The sequence below is a fragment of the Micromonospora solifontis genome, from assembly GCF_003725545.1.
Taxonomy (GTDB): Bacteria; Actinomycetota; Actinomycetes; order Mycobacteriales; family Micromonosporaceae; genus Micromonospora; species Micromonospora solifontis.
The window spans coordinates 62,535-77,048 of sequence record NZ_RJLN01000021.1; the positions used below are offsets into that span (position 1 = coordinate 62,535).

The 14,514-nt window shown below is 75.0% G+C and carries 12 protein-coding genes and 1 pseudogene; 7 read left to right on the top strand and 6 right to left on the bottom strand.

The window, feature by feature from the left end:
* The first annotated feature begins 24 nt into the window (after nt 1-24).
* Both efeO and efeB read left to right on the top strand, forming a co-directional pair.
* Nucleotides 25-1,158, top strand: coding sequence for an iron uptake system protein EfeO (gene efeO / locus EFE23_RS10310; RefSeq protein ID WP_123240669.1), 1,134 nt, complete (start codon nt 25-27; stop codon nt 1,156-1,158).
* Nucleotides 1,155-2,504, top strand: coding sequence for an iron uptake transporter deferrochelatase/peroxidase subunit (gene efeB, locus EFE23_RS10315; RefSeq protein ID WP_123240670.1), 1,350 nt, complete (start codon nt 1,155-1,157; stop codon nt 2,502-2,504). Before efeO ends, efeB begins: the two co-directional genes overlap by 4 nt.
* A 100-nt stretch (nt 2,505-2,604) precedes the next feature.
* On the opposite strand, the gene EFE23_RS10320 is transcribed toward efeB, so the two are convergent.
* A complete protein-coding gene (locus EFE23_RS10320; protein WP_233600941.1) occupies nt 2,605-3,561 on the bottom strand; it encodes an RDD family protein in 957 nt (318 codons plus the stop codon).
* A gap of 16 nt (nt 3,562-3,577) precedes the next feature.
* Between EFE23_RS10320 and EFE23_RS10325 the strand changes: the two genes are divergently transcribed.
* Entirely contained in the window at nt 3,578-4,591 is a 1,014-nt protein-coding gene (locus EFE23_RS10325) for a stage II sporulation protein M (RefSeq protein ID WP_204334911.1), read from the top strand.
* Between the two features lie 93 nt (nt 4,592-4,684).
* On the opposite strand, the gene EFE23_RS10330 is transcribed toward EFE23_RS10325, so the two are convergent.
* Genes EFE23_RS10330 through EFE23_RS10350 form a run of 5 tightly spaced genes read right to left on the bottom strand, consistent with a single transcriptional unit; the run spans nt 4,685 to nt 9,768 of the window.
* A complete protein-coding gene (locus tag EFE23_RS10330; protein WP_123240672.1) occupies nt 4,685-5,995 on the bottom strand; it encodes a DUF58 domain-containing protein in 1,311 nt (436 codons plus the stop codon).
* Nucleotides 5,992-6,975: an AAA family ATPase gene (locus EFE23_RS10335; protein ID WP_123240673.1), complete on the bottom strand. Its 984-nt coding sequence runs from the start codon at nt 6,973-6,975 to the stop codon at nt 5,992-5,994. Before EFE23_RS10335 ends, EFE23_RS10330 begins: the two co-directional genes overlap by 4 nt.
* Nucleotides 6,972-8,351, bottom strand: coding sequence for a DUF4350 domain-containing protein (locus EFE23_RS10340; protein WP_123240674.1), 1,380 nt, complete (start codon nt 8,349-8,351; stop codon nt 6,972-6,974). The genes EFE23_RS10335 and EFE23_RS10340 overlap by 4 nt, the downstream gene beginning before the upstream one ends.
* Nucleotides 8,348-8,932 carry a DUF4129 domain-containing protein gene (locus EFE23_RS10345; RefSeq protein ID WP_123240675.1) on the bottom strand — a complete coding sequence of 195 codons (585 nt, stop codon included), beginning with the start codon at nt 8,930-8,932 and terminating at the stop codon, nt 8,348-8,350. The genes EFE23_RS10340 and EFE23_RS10345 overlap by 4 nt, the downstream gene beginning before the upstream one ends.
* Nucleotides 8,929-9,768 (bottom strand): hypothetical protein, encoded by an 840-nt coding sequence (locus EFE23_RS10350; RefSeq protein ID WP_123240676.1) that lies wholly within the window; start codon nt 9,766-9,768, stop codon nt 8,929-8,931. Before EFE23_RS10350 ends, EFE23_RS10345 begins: the two co-directional genes overlap by 4 nt.
* A 213-nt stretch (nt 9,769-9,981) precedes the next feature.
* Between EFE23_RS10350 and mtrA the strand changes: the two genes are divergently transcribed.
* The 4 genes and pseudogenes from mtrA to EFE23_RS10370 all read left to right on the top strand — a co-directional run.
* Nucleotides 9,982-10,671: an MtrAB system response regulator MtrA gene (mtrA, locus tag EFE23_RS10355; protein ID WP_073832804.1), complete on the top strand. Its 690-nt coding sequence runs from the start codon at nt 9,982-9,984 to the stop codon at nt 10,669-10,671.
* 85 nt (nt 10,672-10,756) lie between these two features.
* Nucleotides 10,757-12,433, top strand: a complete 1,677-nt coding sequence (gene mtrB / locus EFE23_RS10360) for an MtrAB system histidine kinase MtrB (protein ID WP_373683991.1) — start codon at nt 10,757-10,759, stop codon at nt 12,431-12,433.
* On the top strand, nt 12,430-14,235 hold the full coding sequence (locus EFE23_RS10365; protein ID WP_123240678.1) for an LpqB family beta-propeller domain-containing protein: 1,806 nt from the start codon (nt 12,430-12,432) through the stop codon (nt 14,233-14,235). Before mtrB ends, EFE23_RS10365 begins: the two co-directional genes overlap by 4 nt.
* Before the next feature lie 8 nt (nt 14,236-14,243).
* Nucleotides 14,244-14,514, top strand: a pseudogene (locus tag EFE23_RS10370) (ComF family protein); the annotation flags it as partial.

The window sequence follows — 14,514 nt, forward strand, 5'->3', positions numbered from 1 at the left end:
CGTTCCCCGAGGAGAGACCGCACCGTGCGTACCACTCGATTCATCGTGCCCGCCGCCGCCGGGATGCTCGCCGTCGCCGGCCTGGCCGGATGCGGCGGTGGCGACGACAAGTCGGACGCGACGGCCGGCGGCCCGATCGTGGTCAAGGCCACCGACAGCGCCTGCGAGGTCGGCACCACCGAGATCCAGGCCGGCCAGGTGACCTTCAAGGTGACCAACTCCGGCTCCAAGGTCAACGAGTTCTATGTCTACGCCGCCGGCGACCGGGTGATGGGCGAGGTGGAGAACATCGCCCCCGGCCTGAGCCGGGAGCTGCGGGTCGAGCTGCCCGCCGGCACGTACGAGACGGCCTGCAAGCCGGGCATGAGCGGCCGGGGCATCCGGGGCGCGCTGAAGGTCTCCGGCGCCGCCGCGAGCGTGGCGCCCGACGCCGCGCTGACCGACGCCACCGCCAGCTACCAGCGGTACGTGCAGAGCCAGACCGCCGCGCTGCTGACGAAGACCGAGGAGTTCGTGGCCGCGGTCAAGGCCAACGACGTGGCCAAGGCCAAGGCGCTCTACCCGGTGGCCCGCACCTACTGGGAGCGGATCGAGCCGGTCGCGGAGAGCTTCGGCGACCTCGACCCGAAGATCGACGGCCGCGAGGAGGTCGTCGAGGAGGGCATGGAGTTCACCGGCTTCCACCGGATCGAGAAGGACCTGTGGACCACCGGTGACGTCAGCAAGGACGGCGCCATCGCCGACCAGCTGCTCACCGACGTGAAGGCGATCGTCGCCAAGGCCAACGCCGAGAAGCTCACCCCGCTGCAGCTCGCCAATGGCGCGAAGGCCCTCCTCGACGAGGTCGCCAGCGGCAAGATCACCGGCGAGGAGGAGCGGTACTCGCACACCGACCTCTGGGACTTCAACGCCAACCTGGAGGGGTCGAAGGCGGCCATCGCCGCGCTCCGACCGGCCCTGGAGCAGCGCTCGCCCGACCTGGTCAAGCAGCTCGACACCGAGTTCGCCAACGTCGAGACGACCCTCGGCAAGCACCGCGCCGGCGACGGCTGGAAGCTGCACACCCAGCTCAGCAAGGACGAGCTGAAGGAGCTGTCGGACAGCATCAACGCGCTCGCCGAGCCGATCAGCAAGGTCGCCGCGGTCGTCGCGCGATGACGGCCGGAACCGGAGGTGACGCGATGAGTGAGCGCAGCGAGCAAGGCGGCGGCGTGAGCGCGCCGAGCACCGAGGAGCCGCGCGGGCTGTCCCGGCGGCGGGCCATCACCCTGGCCGGGGTCGGGGTGGCCGGCGTGGCCGGGGTGGCGGGCGGCGCGGGCGCGCTCTTCGGTGGTGGCGACCAGGCGTCGGCCACCGAGGTCGCCGCCGGGGCGGTCCCGTTCTTCGCCGAGCACCAGGCCGGCATCACCACCCCCGCCCAGGACCGGCTGCACTTCGTCGCCTTCGACGTGATCACCAAGGACCGGGCGAAGCTGGTCACGCTGCTGCAGGACTGGACCGCCGCCGCGGCCCGGATGACCGCCGGGAAGGACGCCGGGCTGATCGGCGCCGTCAACGGCGTGCCGGAGGCCCCGCCGGACGACACCGGCGAGGCGCTCGGCCTGCCCCCGTCGCAGCTCACCATCACCGTCGGCTTCGGCCCGACGCTGTTCCGGGACGCCCAGGGCCGGGACCGGTTCGGCATCGCCGACAAGCGTCCCGCCGCGCTGGCCGACCTGCCGCACTTCGCCGGGGACGCGCTCAAGCCGGAACTCTCCGGCGGCGATATCTGCGTCCAGGCCTGCGCCAACGACCCGCAGGTGGCGGTGCACGCCATCCGCAACCTGGCCCGGATCGGCATGGGTGTGGTCAGCGTCCGCTGGTCGCAGCTCGGCTTCGGGCGTACCTCGTCGACCTCGCGGGACCAGGCCACCCCGCGCAACCTGTTCGGCTTCAAGGACGGCACCGCCAACCTCAAGGCGGAGGACGCCGGCCTGCTCCGGGATCACCTCTGGGCCCAGCCGGGCGACGGGCCGGACTGGATGACCGGCGGGTCGTACCTGGTCACCCGCAAGATCCGGATGCTGATCGAGACCTGGGACCGCAGCCCGCTGGCCGAGCAGGAGCAGATCGTCGGCCGGACCAAGGGCAGCGGCGCGCCGCTGGGCAGGCGCGACGAGTTCGACGAGCCGGACTTCGCCGCCAAGGGCGACGACGGTGAGCCGGTGATCGCCGAGACCTCGCACGTCCGGCTCGCCCACCCCGACCAGAACAACGGCGCCCGCCTGCTGCGCCGGGGCTACAACTTCGTGGACGGCTCGGACGGGCTGGGCCGGCTCGACGCCGGGCTCTTCTTCATCGCGTACCAGCGGGACCCGCGCAAGCAGTTCGTGCCGATCCAGACCCGGCTCGCCCGCAACGACGCGATGAACGAGTACCTGCGGCACGTCTCCAGCGGACTCTTCGCCTGCCCGCCCGGCGTGCGCGACGCCGCCGACTGGTGGGGCCGCGCGCTCTTCTCCTGACCGTCAGCGTCCGGGCCGGCCTCGCCTGGCCGTGCTCGGTCGTGGATCGGGTGGTGCCGCAGTCGCGCCGAGACCACTACTTCCCTGATCGAGCACGATCTCAGGGCTCGACGTCGAGCGGGGCGGGCTGTCCGCGTACCGGATTGGGCTGGGTGGGCACGGCGGGCCGCAACGCCGGCGCGGCGGGTGCGGCGGCCGGCGCCGGGGCCAGTTCCGGCCAGAGCGTGGCGGTGACCGCCCGGGTACGGCCCAGCCGCTGGACGGCCCGGCGGTGCCGTTCGGCCAGCACGGCGGCCAGGTACGCGGGCTCCGGCGCGGCCCACGGGGGCGGCGGCGAGATCCGCGCCGCCACCTCGGCCCAGAGCCCTCGCCCGAGCAGGCTGCGATCCGGCTCGGCGAGCTGGTGCACCCGGCCCAGATACTGCCGGACGGCCAGCGCCAGGCCGTCGTCCAACCTGGTCAGGTCCAGCGTGCGCGCCCAGGCGAGCAGCGGTGGCGCGGCCGGCGGCAGCGGCCGGAACGCCCCGGCGCTGCGGGTGTGCACCACCAGCGTGCCGGCGACCAGATCGCCCAGGCGGCGGCCGCGCGGGTCGCTGAGCATGACGGTCACGCTCGCCGCCCAGCTCAGCAGCGGCAGCACCAGCCCCGGCCACTCCACCGCGACGCCCACCAGGGCCCGGGTCAGCGACTGGCCGACCCCGACCGGGCCGCCGTCGGCGCGGACCACCCGCAGCCCCACGGCCAGCTTGCCCAGCGTCCGCCCGCCGACGAAACGTTCCATCAGCACCGGGTAGCCGACCAGCACCAGCACGACCAGCACGGTCTGCACCGCCCCCTCCAGGGCGGCGTCCACCAGGTCGTTCGGCAGGACGAGCAGGAGCAGCACCGTCAGCACGACCGACAGCAGCAGCGCCACCACCAGCTGGGCCAGCAGGTCGATCAGCAGGGCGAGCACCCGGGAGCCGAGCCGGGCCGCCCGGACGTCCAGCTCGACCGCCTCGCCGCTGACCAGACCGGCGTCGGCTCCGCCGACCGGTGGGGGAGGTTGCGCGCGCACCCGGACAGTGAACACCATGGACGCCGAACGGGGGTGCGGGGTGGATCTCGACGCGTACGTGGCGGAGCACGGCGCCGAGTGGCGGCGGCTGGAGCAGCTGACCGGCCGGCGCAGGCTGGACGCGACCGAGGTTGACGAGCTGGTCGTGCTCTACCAGCGCACCGCCACGCACCTCTCCGCACTGCGCAGCCGCTCACCCGAACCGGCCCTGGTCAACCGCCTGTCGCACCTGGTGCTGGCGGCCCGCGCCCGGATCACCGGCCGGCCCCGGCCGTCCTGGGCGGCGGTCCGCCGGTTCGTCCTGGCCGACCTACCGGCCGCTCTCTACCGGGCCTGGCCCTGGTGGTGCGCGGTGGCCACCGGGTTCAGCGCGCTCAGCGGATTCCTGATCTGGTTCGTCGCCGGTCACCCGGACACCGCCGCCGCCTTCATCGGCGAGGCCGCCGCCAAGGACCTGGTCGACTCCGGCTTCGCCGGCTACTACACCGAGTTCGCCGCGCCGACCTTCGCGTTCCACCTGTGGACGCACAACGCCTGGCTCGCCGCCCAGTGCCTCGCGTCCGGGGTGCTCGTGGTGCCGGTGTTCTACCTGCTGTGGCAGAACGCGCTGAACATCGGCGTGGTCGGCGGCGTGATGATCTCGTACGGCCGGGCGGATGTCTTCTTCGGCCTGATCACCCCGCACGGGCTGCTGGAACTCACCGGGATCTTCGTCGCCGCCGGGGTCGGGCTGCGGACCGCGTGGGCGTGGATCTCACCACCGGCGGACCTGAGCCGGGGCCGGGCGGTCGCCGAGGCCGGCCGGGCGGCGATCGTGGTGGCCGCCGGCCTGGTCGGGCTCTTCGCGGTCTCCGCGCTGCTGGAGGCGTTCGTGACCCCGGCGCCGGTGCCGGCCGCCGTCCGGATCGCGGTGGGCGCCACCGCGTGGCTCGCCTTCCTGTCGTACGCCCTCCTCCTCGGCCGCCACGCCACCGCCCGTGCCGCACTCGCCTCCCCCCGCCCCGCCCGCCGCCCGTCCGGTGGCCACTAATTCACCGAAAGAGTGGCCATCCGACGCGGGATAGCCACTCTTTCCGCGAAATTGCGCGGGCCAGAGGGGGTGCGGGGCGGGCGGGCGGAGCGGTCAGAGTTGGCCGAGGGACTTGAGGCGGAGGTAGGTGTCGGCGACCGTGGGGGCGAGGCGGTCGGCGGGGGTGTCCACCACGGTCACGCCGTGCCGGGACAGGGCCGAGCGCACCCGGTCCCGTTCCGCCAGGGCCCGCCACGCCGCGGCGGCGGCGTAGGCGTCGTCCAGGCCGGTGGGCGGGGCGACGGTGAGCCCCGTCAGCACCGGGTCGTGGGTCGCGGCGATCACCACCCGGTGCCGGGCGGCCAGCCGGGGCAGCACCGGCAGCAGCCCCTCGCCGAGCGCGCCCGCCTCCAGTGCGGTGAAGAGCACCACCAGGCTGCGCCGCCGTTCCCGGCGTAGCACCTCCCCGGCGATCAGCTCGAAGTCGGTCTCCACCAGCGCCGGCTGGAGCGGGGCGACGGCGTCCACCAGCCGGGCCAGCAGGGCCGGCCGGCCGCTGCCGGTCACCGTGGCCCGCAGGGCGGCGTCGGCGGCGAACAGGTCGACCCGGTCGCCGGCGCGGGCGGCCAGCGCGGTGAGCAGCAGCGCCGCGTCGATCGCGGTGTCCAGCCGGGGCTCGTCGCCGACCCGGACCGCCGAGGTGCGCCCGGTGTCCAGGACGCAGACCAGCCGCCGGTCCCGCTCCGGCCGCCAGGTGCGTACCAGCACGTCGGCGTGGCGGGCGCTGGCCCGCCAGTCGATCGAGCGCACGTCGTCGCCGACCACGTACTCGCGCAGCGTGTCGAACTCGGTGCCCTGGCCGCGCCCCCGGGTCACCTGCACCCCGTCGATGACCCGCAGCCGGGCCAGCTTCTCCGGCAGGTGCCGGCGGGAGTCGAAGCGGGGCAGCACGCGCAGGGTCCACGGTGGGGTGGTGGGCCGGCCGGCGCGCTGCCGGAAGGCCAGCCGCAGCGGCCCGAGGGAGCGTACGGTCAGCACGCCCGCCGGCCGGTCACCGCGGCGGGCCGGGGTGAGCCGGACCGGCAGCGTGGCGACGCCGCCCGGCTCGACGGTGAGCACCCGTCCGGGCGGTACGTCGGGCTCGGCGCCCGCCGAGGGCACCCACGCGTCGCGGACCTGGGCGCGCAGCACCCGGTCGGAGGCGTTGGCCAGGTGCAGGGTGACGGTGGCGGTGCCGCCCAGCCGGACCGTCCGGTCGCCGGTGCGGGTGGCGGTGAGCCCGTGCAGCGGCGCCGCGAGGGCCCAGTCGAGCGCGACGAGCAGCAGCACCAGCCCGGTCATCACGGCGACGCCGAGGTACGGCGCCGGCCAGGCCGGCAGGGTGGCCGCACCGGCGCCGAGCAGCAGCGCCGCCCGCCAGGTCATCGCGGGGTCGGCACGGTGGCCAGCACCGCGTCCAGCACCGCGTCGACGGTCACCCCCTCCAGTTCCACCTCCGGGCGCAGCCGCAGCCGGTGCCGCAGGGTGGGCCGGGCCACCGCCTTCACGTCGTCCGGGGTGACGTGGTCGCGACCGGCCAGCCAGGACCACGCCTTGGCGGTGGCGAGCAGCGCGGTGGCGCCCCGGGGCGAGGCGCCCAGTTCGAGCGCGGGGGCGACCCGGGTGGCCCGGCACAGGTCCACCATGTAGCCGAGGACCGGTTCGGCCACGAGCACCCCGCGGACCGCCTTCCGGGCGGCGGCCAGGTCGGCCGCGGTGGCCACCGGGCGTACGCCGACCGCCCGCAGATCGCGCGGGTCGAAGCCGGCGTGGTGGGCGCGGAGCACGCCCAGTTCCTCGTCCCGGCTGGGCAGCGGCACGGTCAGCTTGAGCAGGAACCGGTCGAGCTGCGCCTCCGGCAGCGGGTAGGTGCCCTCGTACTCGATCGGGTTCTGGGTGGCGGCCACGATGAACGGCTCGGGCAGCGGCCGGCGCTCGCCCTCGACGGACACCTGCCGCTCCTCCATCACCTCCAGCAGCGCCGACTGGGTCTTCGGCGGGGTCCGGTTGATCTCGTCGGCGAGGAGCAGGTTGGTGAAGACCGGCCCCTCCCGGAAGGTGAACGCGGCGGTGTGCGGGTCGAAGATCAGCGAACCGGTGACGTCGCCGGGCATCAGGTCCGGGGTGAACTGCACCCGCTTGGACTCCAGGTCGAGCGCGGTGGCGACGGTCCGGATGAGCAGCGTCTTGGCCACCCCCGGTACGCCCTCCAGCAGCACGTGCCCCCGGCAGAGCAGGGCGAGCACCAGGCCGGTGACCACGGCGTCCTGCCCGACGACGGCCTTGGCCACCTCGGCGCGCAGCCGGTGCAGGGCGGCACGGGCGTCGGTCTGCGCGCCGGCCGGCGCGATGACGGGTCCGGTCACCGGGGGTCTCCTTCGCTCGGGTGGAAGACGGTACGGTTCAGCGCGTCCAGGCCGCGGGCCAGCGCCAGCAATTCCTGGTCGGTGGTCGGCTCGGCGCCGTGCAGCAGCTCCGCGACCTGTTCGGGGTCGCGGCCGGTGTGAGCGGCGACCCGCGCGGCGACGTCGGCGGGCGGGGTGTCGGGCGGCAGGCTGAGCCGGGGCAGCAGCCGGGCCAGCGCGGCGGCGCGCAGGGTCTCGGCGGCCGGTCCGCGCGCCCGGGCCCGCCGGTAGAGCCGGGCCCGGCCGAGCACCGTCTCGGCGGAGCGGACGGTCACCGGCAACGGCTCCGGGACCGGTGGACCGAGCCGGCGGGCCCGCCAGAGCACCACCAGCAGGCCGGCCAGGGCGAGCTGGAGCAGCAGGGCCCAGAACCAGGCCGGGAAGGCGTCCCAGAGCGGGTTGTCCCACGGCGAGCCGCCGTCCGCCCGGTCGTCGGAGCCCTGGTCGGAGCGGTCCCGCGCCCCACCGTCGCCGGGGCCGTCGCCACCGCCGGGGCCGTCGCCACCGCCGGGGCCGTCACCGTGGCCGTAGCCGTCACCGGGGCCCTCGCCGGGGGCGGGGGACCAGCCCGGACCGGTCGGCGCCGGGGCCGGGCCGGGCAGGTCGAGCCAGACCAGTCGGCGGGGACCGCCGAGCAGCCCGGTGGCCAGCGCCCGGTTGCCCCACTCGTCGATCCGGTCGTTGCGGAACGGGTCGCTGGCCCCGATCACCACCACCTCGGTACGCCAGGGCACCCGGACCAGCCCGCCCGCGTAGCAGCCGCGGACCGTCCCGCCGGCCCGTGCGGCGTACCGCTGGTGCACGGCGGCGGCGCGACCGGCGCGGGTGGCCTCGGGCAGCGGGCAGGGCCGGCCGCCGGCGTCCGGGTCGGTGACCCGGGTGGCCCAGCGGCGCCCGCCCGGGACCACCGGCAGCCCCGTCCCGACGAGGACCCGGCGGGACGGGTCGACCAGCACCAGCCGGCTGCCGGGCGGCAGGTCCGTCAGTGCGCCGAGGGTGGCCGGGTGCACCAGTTCCGGGGCCGGTACGAACAGGGTCGCCGGACCCGGCTCGGTGGCCAGCAGCGCCTGGAGGGTGTCCGTCTCCCGGCGTACGGTCACGCCCTGCCCGCGCAGGGCCTCGGCCAGCCGGCTGCCGCCGTGGGCTCCGGTGGCGACCGGGGACAGGAAGCCCCGGTCGGTGGGGTCGGGCTGGTCCACGGCGTGGCACACCAGGGTGGCCACGATCAGCAGCACGGCCAGCCCGAGCGGGATCAGCAGCCGGTGCCGGCGGCGCCGTGGCGGGGCCGCCGGGCGGGGCGGCGTCTCCGGGCGCGGCGGGTCGAGGGGGACGGTCACCGGCGCTCACCCTCCCCGGCCAGTTCCCGGTGCAGGTCGGCGGCGTGCCGGCGCATCGCGCGGTCGTGCTCCGGGGTGGCCGGGCGCTGGGCGTACCAGAGGTCGGAGAAGACCGCCCCGGCGGCGTGCAGGGCGGGCCGCGTTCCGGGTCGTACCTGCGCCGCCGCCGTGGTCAGCTCGGTGACGGTCATCCCGGCGCGCGGCTCGACCACCTGGCGCTCCACCAGCTCGCGGACCATGTCGCGCAGCCGCTCCCGGACCGCCTCGGCGTACCGGCCCTCGGCGGCCAGCCGATCGGCGAGGGCGGCGTGACGGGCCGGCACCGGCTCCGGCGCCCGGGGCGTGGGCACCGGAGGCGACCCGTCCGCCGGGCGTGCCTTCGACCGGCGGCGCCGGCGGGGCAGCCGCAGCCGGGGCAGCCGGGGCAGCCGCCAGCGCGGCAGCCGGCGGGGCACCCAGGCCGGGAAGAAGTACCAGGCCAGCGCGGCCAGCAGCGCGGCGAGCAGCAGGAGCAGGGCGGCCAGCGGCAGCGGTACGACGTCGCCGAGCGCGGCGACGGTCTCGGTCCACCACCGGCTCACCGGGGCACCGCCAGCAGGACGGGCTCCGGGACGCCGACCGGGGCGCGGGAGAGCCGGATGTCCAGCCCCTCGGTGCGCATCCGGGTCTCCAGGTGCAGCACCGCGTCGAGGCAGGCCAGCGCCGGGTACGCGACCGCGTTCACTCCGGCCCAGGCGGCCGTGGCGACCGGCAGGGCCCACGCCTGGAGGTCGAAGAGGCCGAGCAGCACGAGCCCGTACCAGAGACCCAGGCCGATGCCCAGCCGGATCAGCCACCAGCCCAGGTAGCCGAGGAGCCGGATGGCGGCGGCGCGGGCACCGGCGCGCACCGCCAGCCGCAGCGCCCGGCCCGGGGCCCGGTGTGCGGGCACCCGGTCCACGACCAGCGCCGGGATCACCGCGCCGAGCAACCCGTACGCGATGAACCAGACCGGCCCGGCCAGCGCGGCCAGGCAGACGGTGAGCCCGACGGCCGCCGCGAACAGCAGGGTGGCCCCCCAGCGGGCCGCGGGGAACAGCTCGCGGACCCCGGCCCGGCGGCCCAGCAGCGCCGCCCCGGCGCCCCGCGCCGCCGGGTTGCCCAGCACCGCGATGATCGACGCCTCGGTCCCGGCTCCCGCCGCCAGCAGCAGCCAGTACCAGCCGAAGCGGTGGTCGTGGAACCACCACTCCGGCGGCCGGGCGGCGGCCAGCGCACGCAGCGGGTGGAGCAGCAACTGCTCGCCGAGGGCGAGCAGCACGCCGAGCGGGACCAGCAGTCGGGCCTGGGCGCGCAGCAGCAGGACGGCCGAGTCCAGCAGCTCGCCCACCGTCAGGGGGCGACGCGGGAGCACGGCGGTCGGGCCGGCGTCGGACACGCGTACTCCTGGCGGCGTCTGTGGTGGCGGGCGGGGGCGCGCCCGGGGGATCATGTTTGCACGGCCGGTCCTGTTCCGGCTGACCCGGCACGTCCGTGGCGCGCCACGCCGGGTGTCCGGGTCGGTGGCTGTGGTGCGGGGCCGCCCACCGCAGTACCGTGCCGTGATGACGCCGAACCCTCCGAAACGAACGGGGATGGAACGATAAACCCCATGAGAGCCCGGGTACTGGTGGTCGACGACGACCCCGCGCTCGCCGAGATGCTCGGCATCGTCCTGCGCAGTGAGGGCTTCGTGCCCTCCTTCGTCGCGGACGGGGAACGGGCGCTGGCCGCGTTCCGTGACAGTCGGCCCGACATCGTCCTGCTCGACCTGATGCTGCCCGGAATGAGCGGCATCGACGTGGCCCGGGCGATCCGGGCCGAGTCCGGCGTGCCGATCGTCATGCTGACTGCCAAGAGCGACACGGTCGACGTGGTGTTGGGGCTGGAGTCCGGTGCCGACGACTACGTGGTCAAGCCGTTCAAGCCCAAGGAGCTGGTGGCCCGGATGCGGGCCCGGCTGCGCCGGGGCGAGGACGTGGCGCCGGAGCTGCTCACCATCGGCCCGCCCGGCAACCAGATCACCATCGACGTGCCGGCGCACACGGTCACCCGGGACGGCGAGGAGGTGAAGCTGACCCCGCTGGAGTTCGACCTACTGGTCGCGCTGGCCCGCAAGCCGCGCCAGGTGTTCACCCGCGAGGTGCTGCTGGAGCAGGTCTGGGGCTACCGGCACGCCGCCGACACCCGGCTGGTCAACGTGCACGTGCAGCGGCTGCGCGCCAAGATCGAGCCGGATCCGGAGCGGCCCGAAATCATCCTCACCGTTCGGGGCGTGGGCTACAAGGCGGGCACCGGATAACCTGGGTCGCACTGTGGTGACCTCCCCGCCCCCCGATTCGCCGACCACCGCCCGCCGGCTCCGCGCCGCGCGGGCGCTCTGGCGCGTGGTCGCCGGCCGGGCCGCCCGGCTGGCCTCGGGCGCGCACCAGGCCTGGCGGCGCTCGCTCCAGCTACGCGTGGTGACCATCACGCTGGTCGCGTCCAGCCTGCTGGTGGGCGGGTTCGCGTACCTGATCGCCGACAAGATCACCAACATCCTGTTGGAGAACGCCGAGACCGACGTCCTGGTGCGGCTGCGCAACGGCAGCGAGTACGCCTCCTCGCAGCTGAAGCTCTACAACCAGCCGCAGGAGGCGCAGCTCCAGGACACCGTCGAGGGCACGGTCAACTATCTGGCCGGCGGCGACCCGACGCAGACCAGCGGTGTCGTGGTGGCGATCACCGCGGACAACTACGCCGGCGTGATCCAGCCGCGTACCTCGCCGGACGTCGAGGTGCGTCCGCTGATCAGCGAGGAGCTGCGGGCCACGGTCGCCGGCGGCAAGATCGCCCACCAGATCCGCACCGGCACGCTCGGCGGACAACGCACCAAATACCTCGTGTACGGCTCACCCGTGTCGACCGGGTTCGGACAGGTGGAGCTCTACTACCTCGTGCCGCTCGCCCGGCAGGACGCCACGGCCGCCGACGCCCGGGCCACCGTGGTGGCCACCGGCGCCGCCCTGGTGCTCCTGCTCGGCCTGCTCGCCGCGCTGGTCACCCGGCTGGTGGTGACTCCGGTACGGGTGGCCGCCCGGACCGCCCAGCGGCTCTCCGCCGGCCTGCTCGACCAGCGGATGGTGGTCAACGGCGAGGACGACCTGGCCCTGCTGGCCGCCTCGTTCAACCAGATGGCGACCAACCTGCAACGGCAGATCCTCCGGCTGGAGGAGATGTCCCGGTTGCAGCGCCGGTTCACCTCCGACGTCTCGCACGAGCTGCGGACCCCGCTGACCACGGTCCGGATGGCCGCCGACCTGATCTTCGCCGAGCGGGACGAGTTCGACCCGGCGGTGGCCCGCAGCGCCGAGCTGCTCCAGGCCGAGCTGGACCGGTTCGAGGAGCTGCTCACCGACCTGCTGGAGATCAGCCGTTTCGACGCCGGCTTCGCGGTTCTCGACTCCGAACCGACCGACCTGGTGCCGGTGGTGCACCGGGTCGCCGAGCGGCTGGCCGGGCTGGCCGAGCGGGCCGGGGTGGCCATCGAGCTGGACGTGCCGGACAGCCCGGTGATCGCCGAGGTGGACCCGCGCCGGGTCGAGCGGGTGCTGCGCAACCTGGTCGGCAACGCGGTCGAACACGGCGAGGCCGAGCCGGTGCGGATCACCCTCGGGATGGACCAGAGCGCGGTGGCGATCACCGTGCGGGACCATGGCGTGGGACTCAAGCCGGGCGAGGAGAAGCTGGTCTTCAACCGGTTCTGGCGGGCCGACCCGTCGCGCGCCCGCCAGACCGGCGGCACCGGGCTGGGGCTCTCGATCAGCCTGGAGGACGCCCGCCTGCACGGCGGCTGGCTGGAGGCCTGGGGCGCGCCCGGCCAGGGCGCCCAGTTCCGGCTGACCCTGCCGGCCCGGGCCGGCGACCGGCTGACCACCTCCCCGCTGCGGCTGGTGCCGGCCGATGCCGCGTTGCCGTTCGGCGGCCCCCGCGACGGCGGCGCGCTCGCCATCGGGCCGGGCAGCGGCGCCGGCGCGCTGGCCATCGGGCCGGCGGTGGACGGCAAAGCCGAGGTGGTCTCGTGAGGCGACGGGTGCTGGCCGCGCTGCTGGCCGGGGCGCTGCTCCCCACCGGGCTGGCGGGCTGCGGCATCCCCGACCAGACCGAGGTCCAGGTCGACGGTTCGGGGCCGGCCGCCGAGCCGGGCTCGTACAACGGCGGCGGCGCGCGGCCGCCCACCCCGGCGGACACCAGCGAGCCGGGGCCGTTCATCGAGAACTACCTCAAGGCCGCCGCGGCCGGGGAGCGCGAGCAGGCGTACGCCCGGGCGAAGGATTTCCTCGCCGACGCGGCGAAGGACGACCTGCGGGAGCGGAAGCAGAGCAGCGAGATCGAGCTGACCGTGGTGCGGCTGCGGGAGAACCTGGAGGTCACCCCGCCGAACAACGACCGCACCAGCACGGTGACCATCAAGGTGCAGCAGATCGGGGTGCTCCAGTCGGACGGCACGCTGGCGCCGCCGGTGGCCAGCGACACGGAGTACGTGTTCAAGCTGGGCCCCGACCCGAGGAACAGCTCGGAGCTGCGGATCTACGACCTGCCGAACGTCCTGCTGACCAGCGACACCGCGCTGCGCGGCTACTACGGTCTGCACACCATCTACTTCTGGAACGCCGAGCAGAACCGGCTGGTGCCGGACCGGCGGTGGCTGCCTCTGGCGGTGCCCGGCGAGCGGCGGGTCACCGAGGTGGTGCGGTGGCTCACCAAGGGACCGCCGGACTGGCTCAGCCCCGGGGTGAGCAAGCTGCCGGACGGCACCCAACTGATCAACAACGCGACCAGCTCGAACGGCCGCTGGGAGGTCAACCTGACCATGCCCGGGGCGAACGACAGCTGGCTGGCCAAGCTGGCCACCCAGCTGGCCTGGTCGTTGCCCGAGCTGACCGGCCAGCTCGACCTCAAGGTCCGGGACCAGAAGCGGCGGACCGTCGACCTGAAGCAGGAACGAGCCGAGCAGCCGGCGTTTCCCGCCGGGGGAAGGCCGGAGCGCTTCGCCGTCTACGAGGGGGCGATCCACCCGCTGACCCTCGGTGAGGCGAGCGGATCGGTGCCCGTGGCGGCGGCGAAGAACCGCAACGTGATCTCGGCGGCGCTCAGCCGCTCCGCCGGCGACCAGGTGCTGGCCGCCTTGGTCGTCAGCCGCCCGGACGGGCGGCAGGTGCTCCGGGTCGGCTCCGGCCCCGACCCGGTGACCGTGTTCAACGACAGCAGGGACTCCTACACCGCCATCGGGCGCCCGACCTGGATCCGCTCGCTCGACCCGAACCATCCCGGTGGCCTCGTGGTCGCCGACGGGCGGCTCTACCGGTTCGACGGGGCGGCCGGGATGGTCCCGGTCCCGCTGACCGTCACCGGCAAGGTCACCGCCGTCGCGGGTTCGATCGAGGGGCACCGCGTCGCCCTGGTCATCAACGGCGCCCTGCACGTCGCGGCGGTGAACGTGGACGGGACCACGTTCAGTGTGGGCCAGCCGCGCCGGCTGTTCACCCGGCTCAGCCGCCTCACCGCCGTCGACTGGATCGCGGAGAACGACCTGGTCTGCGCCGGCTACGAGGGCAACCGGCCGGCGATCTACCAGACCACGGTCGACGGGATCCTGGAAACCCCGCTCGAGCGGGACATCGGCGCCGAGGTGACCCAGCTCGCCGCCTACCCGGGGTCGGTCGTCGGCGTGCTGCCCTCGTTCACCTACATGTACGAGGCGAACAAGGCGGCCTACAAGAACAACCCGGTCGACATCATCAAGCGGGAGCAGGTGAAGGACGTCGCGACCCCGACCGCGGGCAAGCCGGCGGCCAACCCCACCGCCCCCTTCTTCTACTACTGAGGCCCCGCGTGCCGGATGTGGGCGGGCTCTGGTCGGACCTGACCGACCTGGTGCTGCCGGCCGGGTGCGCGGGCTGCGCCGACCGGGTCCCGGGCCTGCGGCAGGGCTTCTGCCCGCGCTGCGTCGATGAGCTGGACGCGCTGCGGCCCGCGCCGACCAGCCCCGACCCGCGCCCGCCCGACCTGCCGCCCTGCGTCGCCCTCGGCCCGTACGCCGGGGCGCTGCGCGCGGGGCTGCTGGCGTACAAGGAGCGGGGCCGGCACGGGCTGGCCCGGCCGC

Bases quoted from the DNA above. Each gene is read 5' to 3' on its own strand.
- mtrA (WP_073832804.1), top strand. From the start codon at position 9,982: ATGAGAGCCCGGGTACTGGTGGTCGACGACGACCCCGCGCTCGCCGAG.
- EFE23_RS10325 (WP_204334911.1), top strand. From the start codon at position 3,578: ATGGACGCCGAACGGGGGTGCGGGGTGGATCTCGACGCGTACGTGGCG.
- EFE23_RS10330 (WP_123240672.1), bottom strand. From the start codon at position 5,995: ATGACCTGGCGGGCGGCGCTGCTGCTCGGCGCCGGTGCGGCCACCCTG.
- efeB (WP_123240670.1), top strand. From the start codon at position 1,155: ATGACGGCCGGAACCGGAGGTGACGCGATGAGTGAGCGCAGCGAGCAA.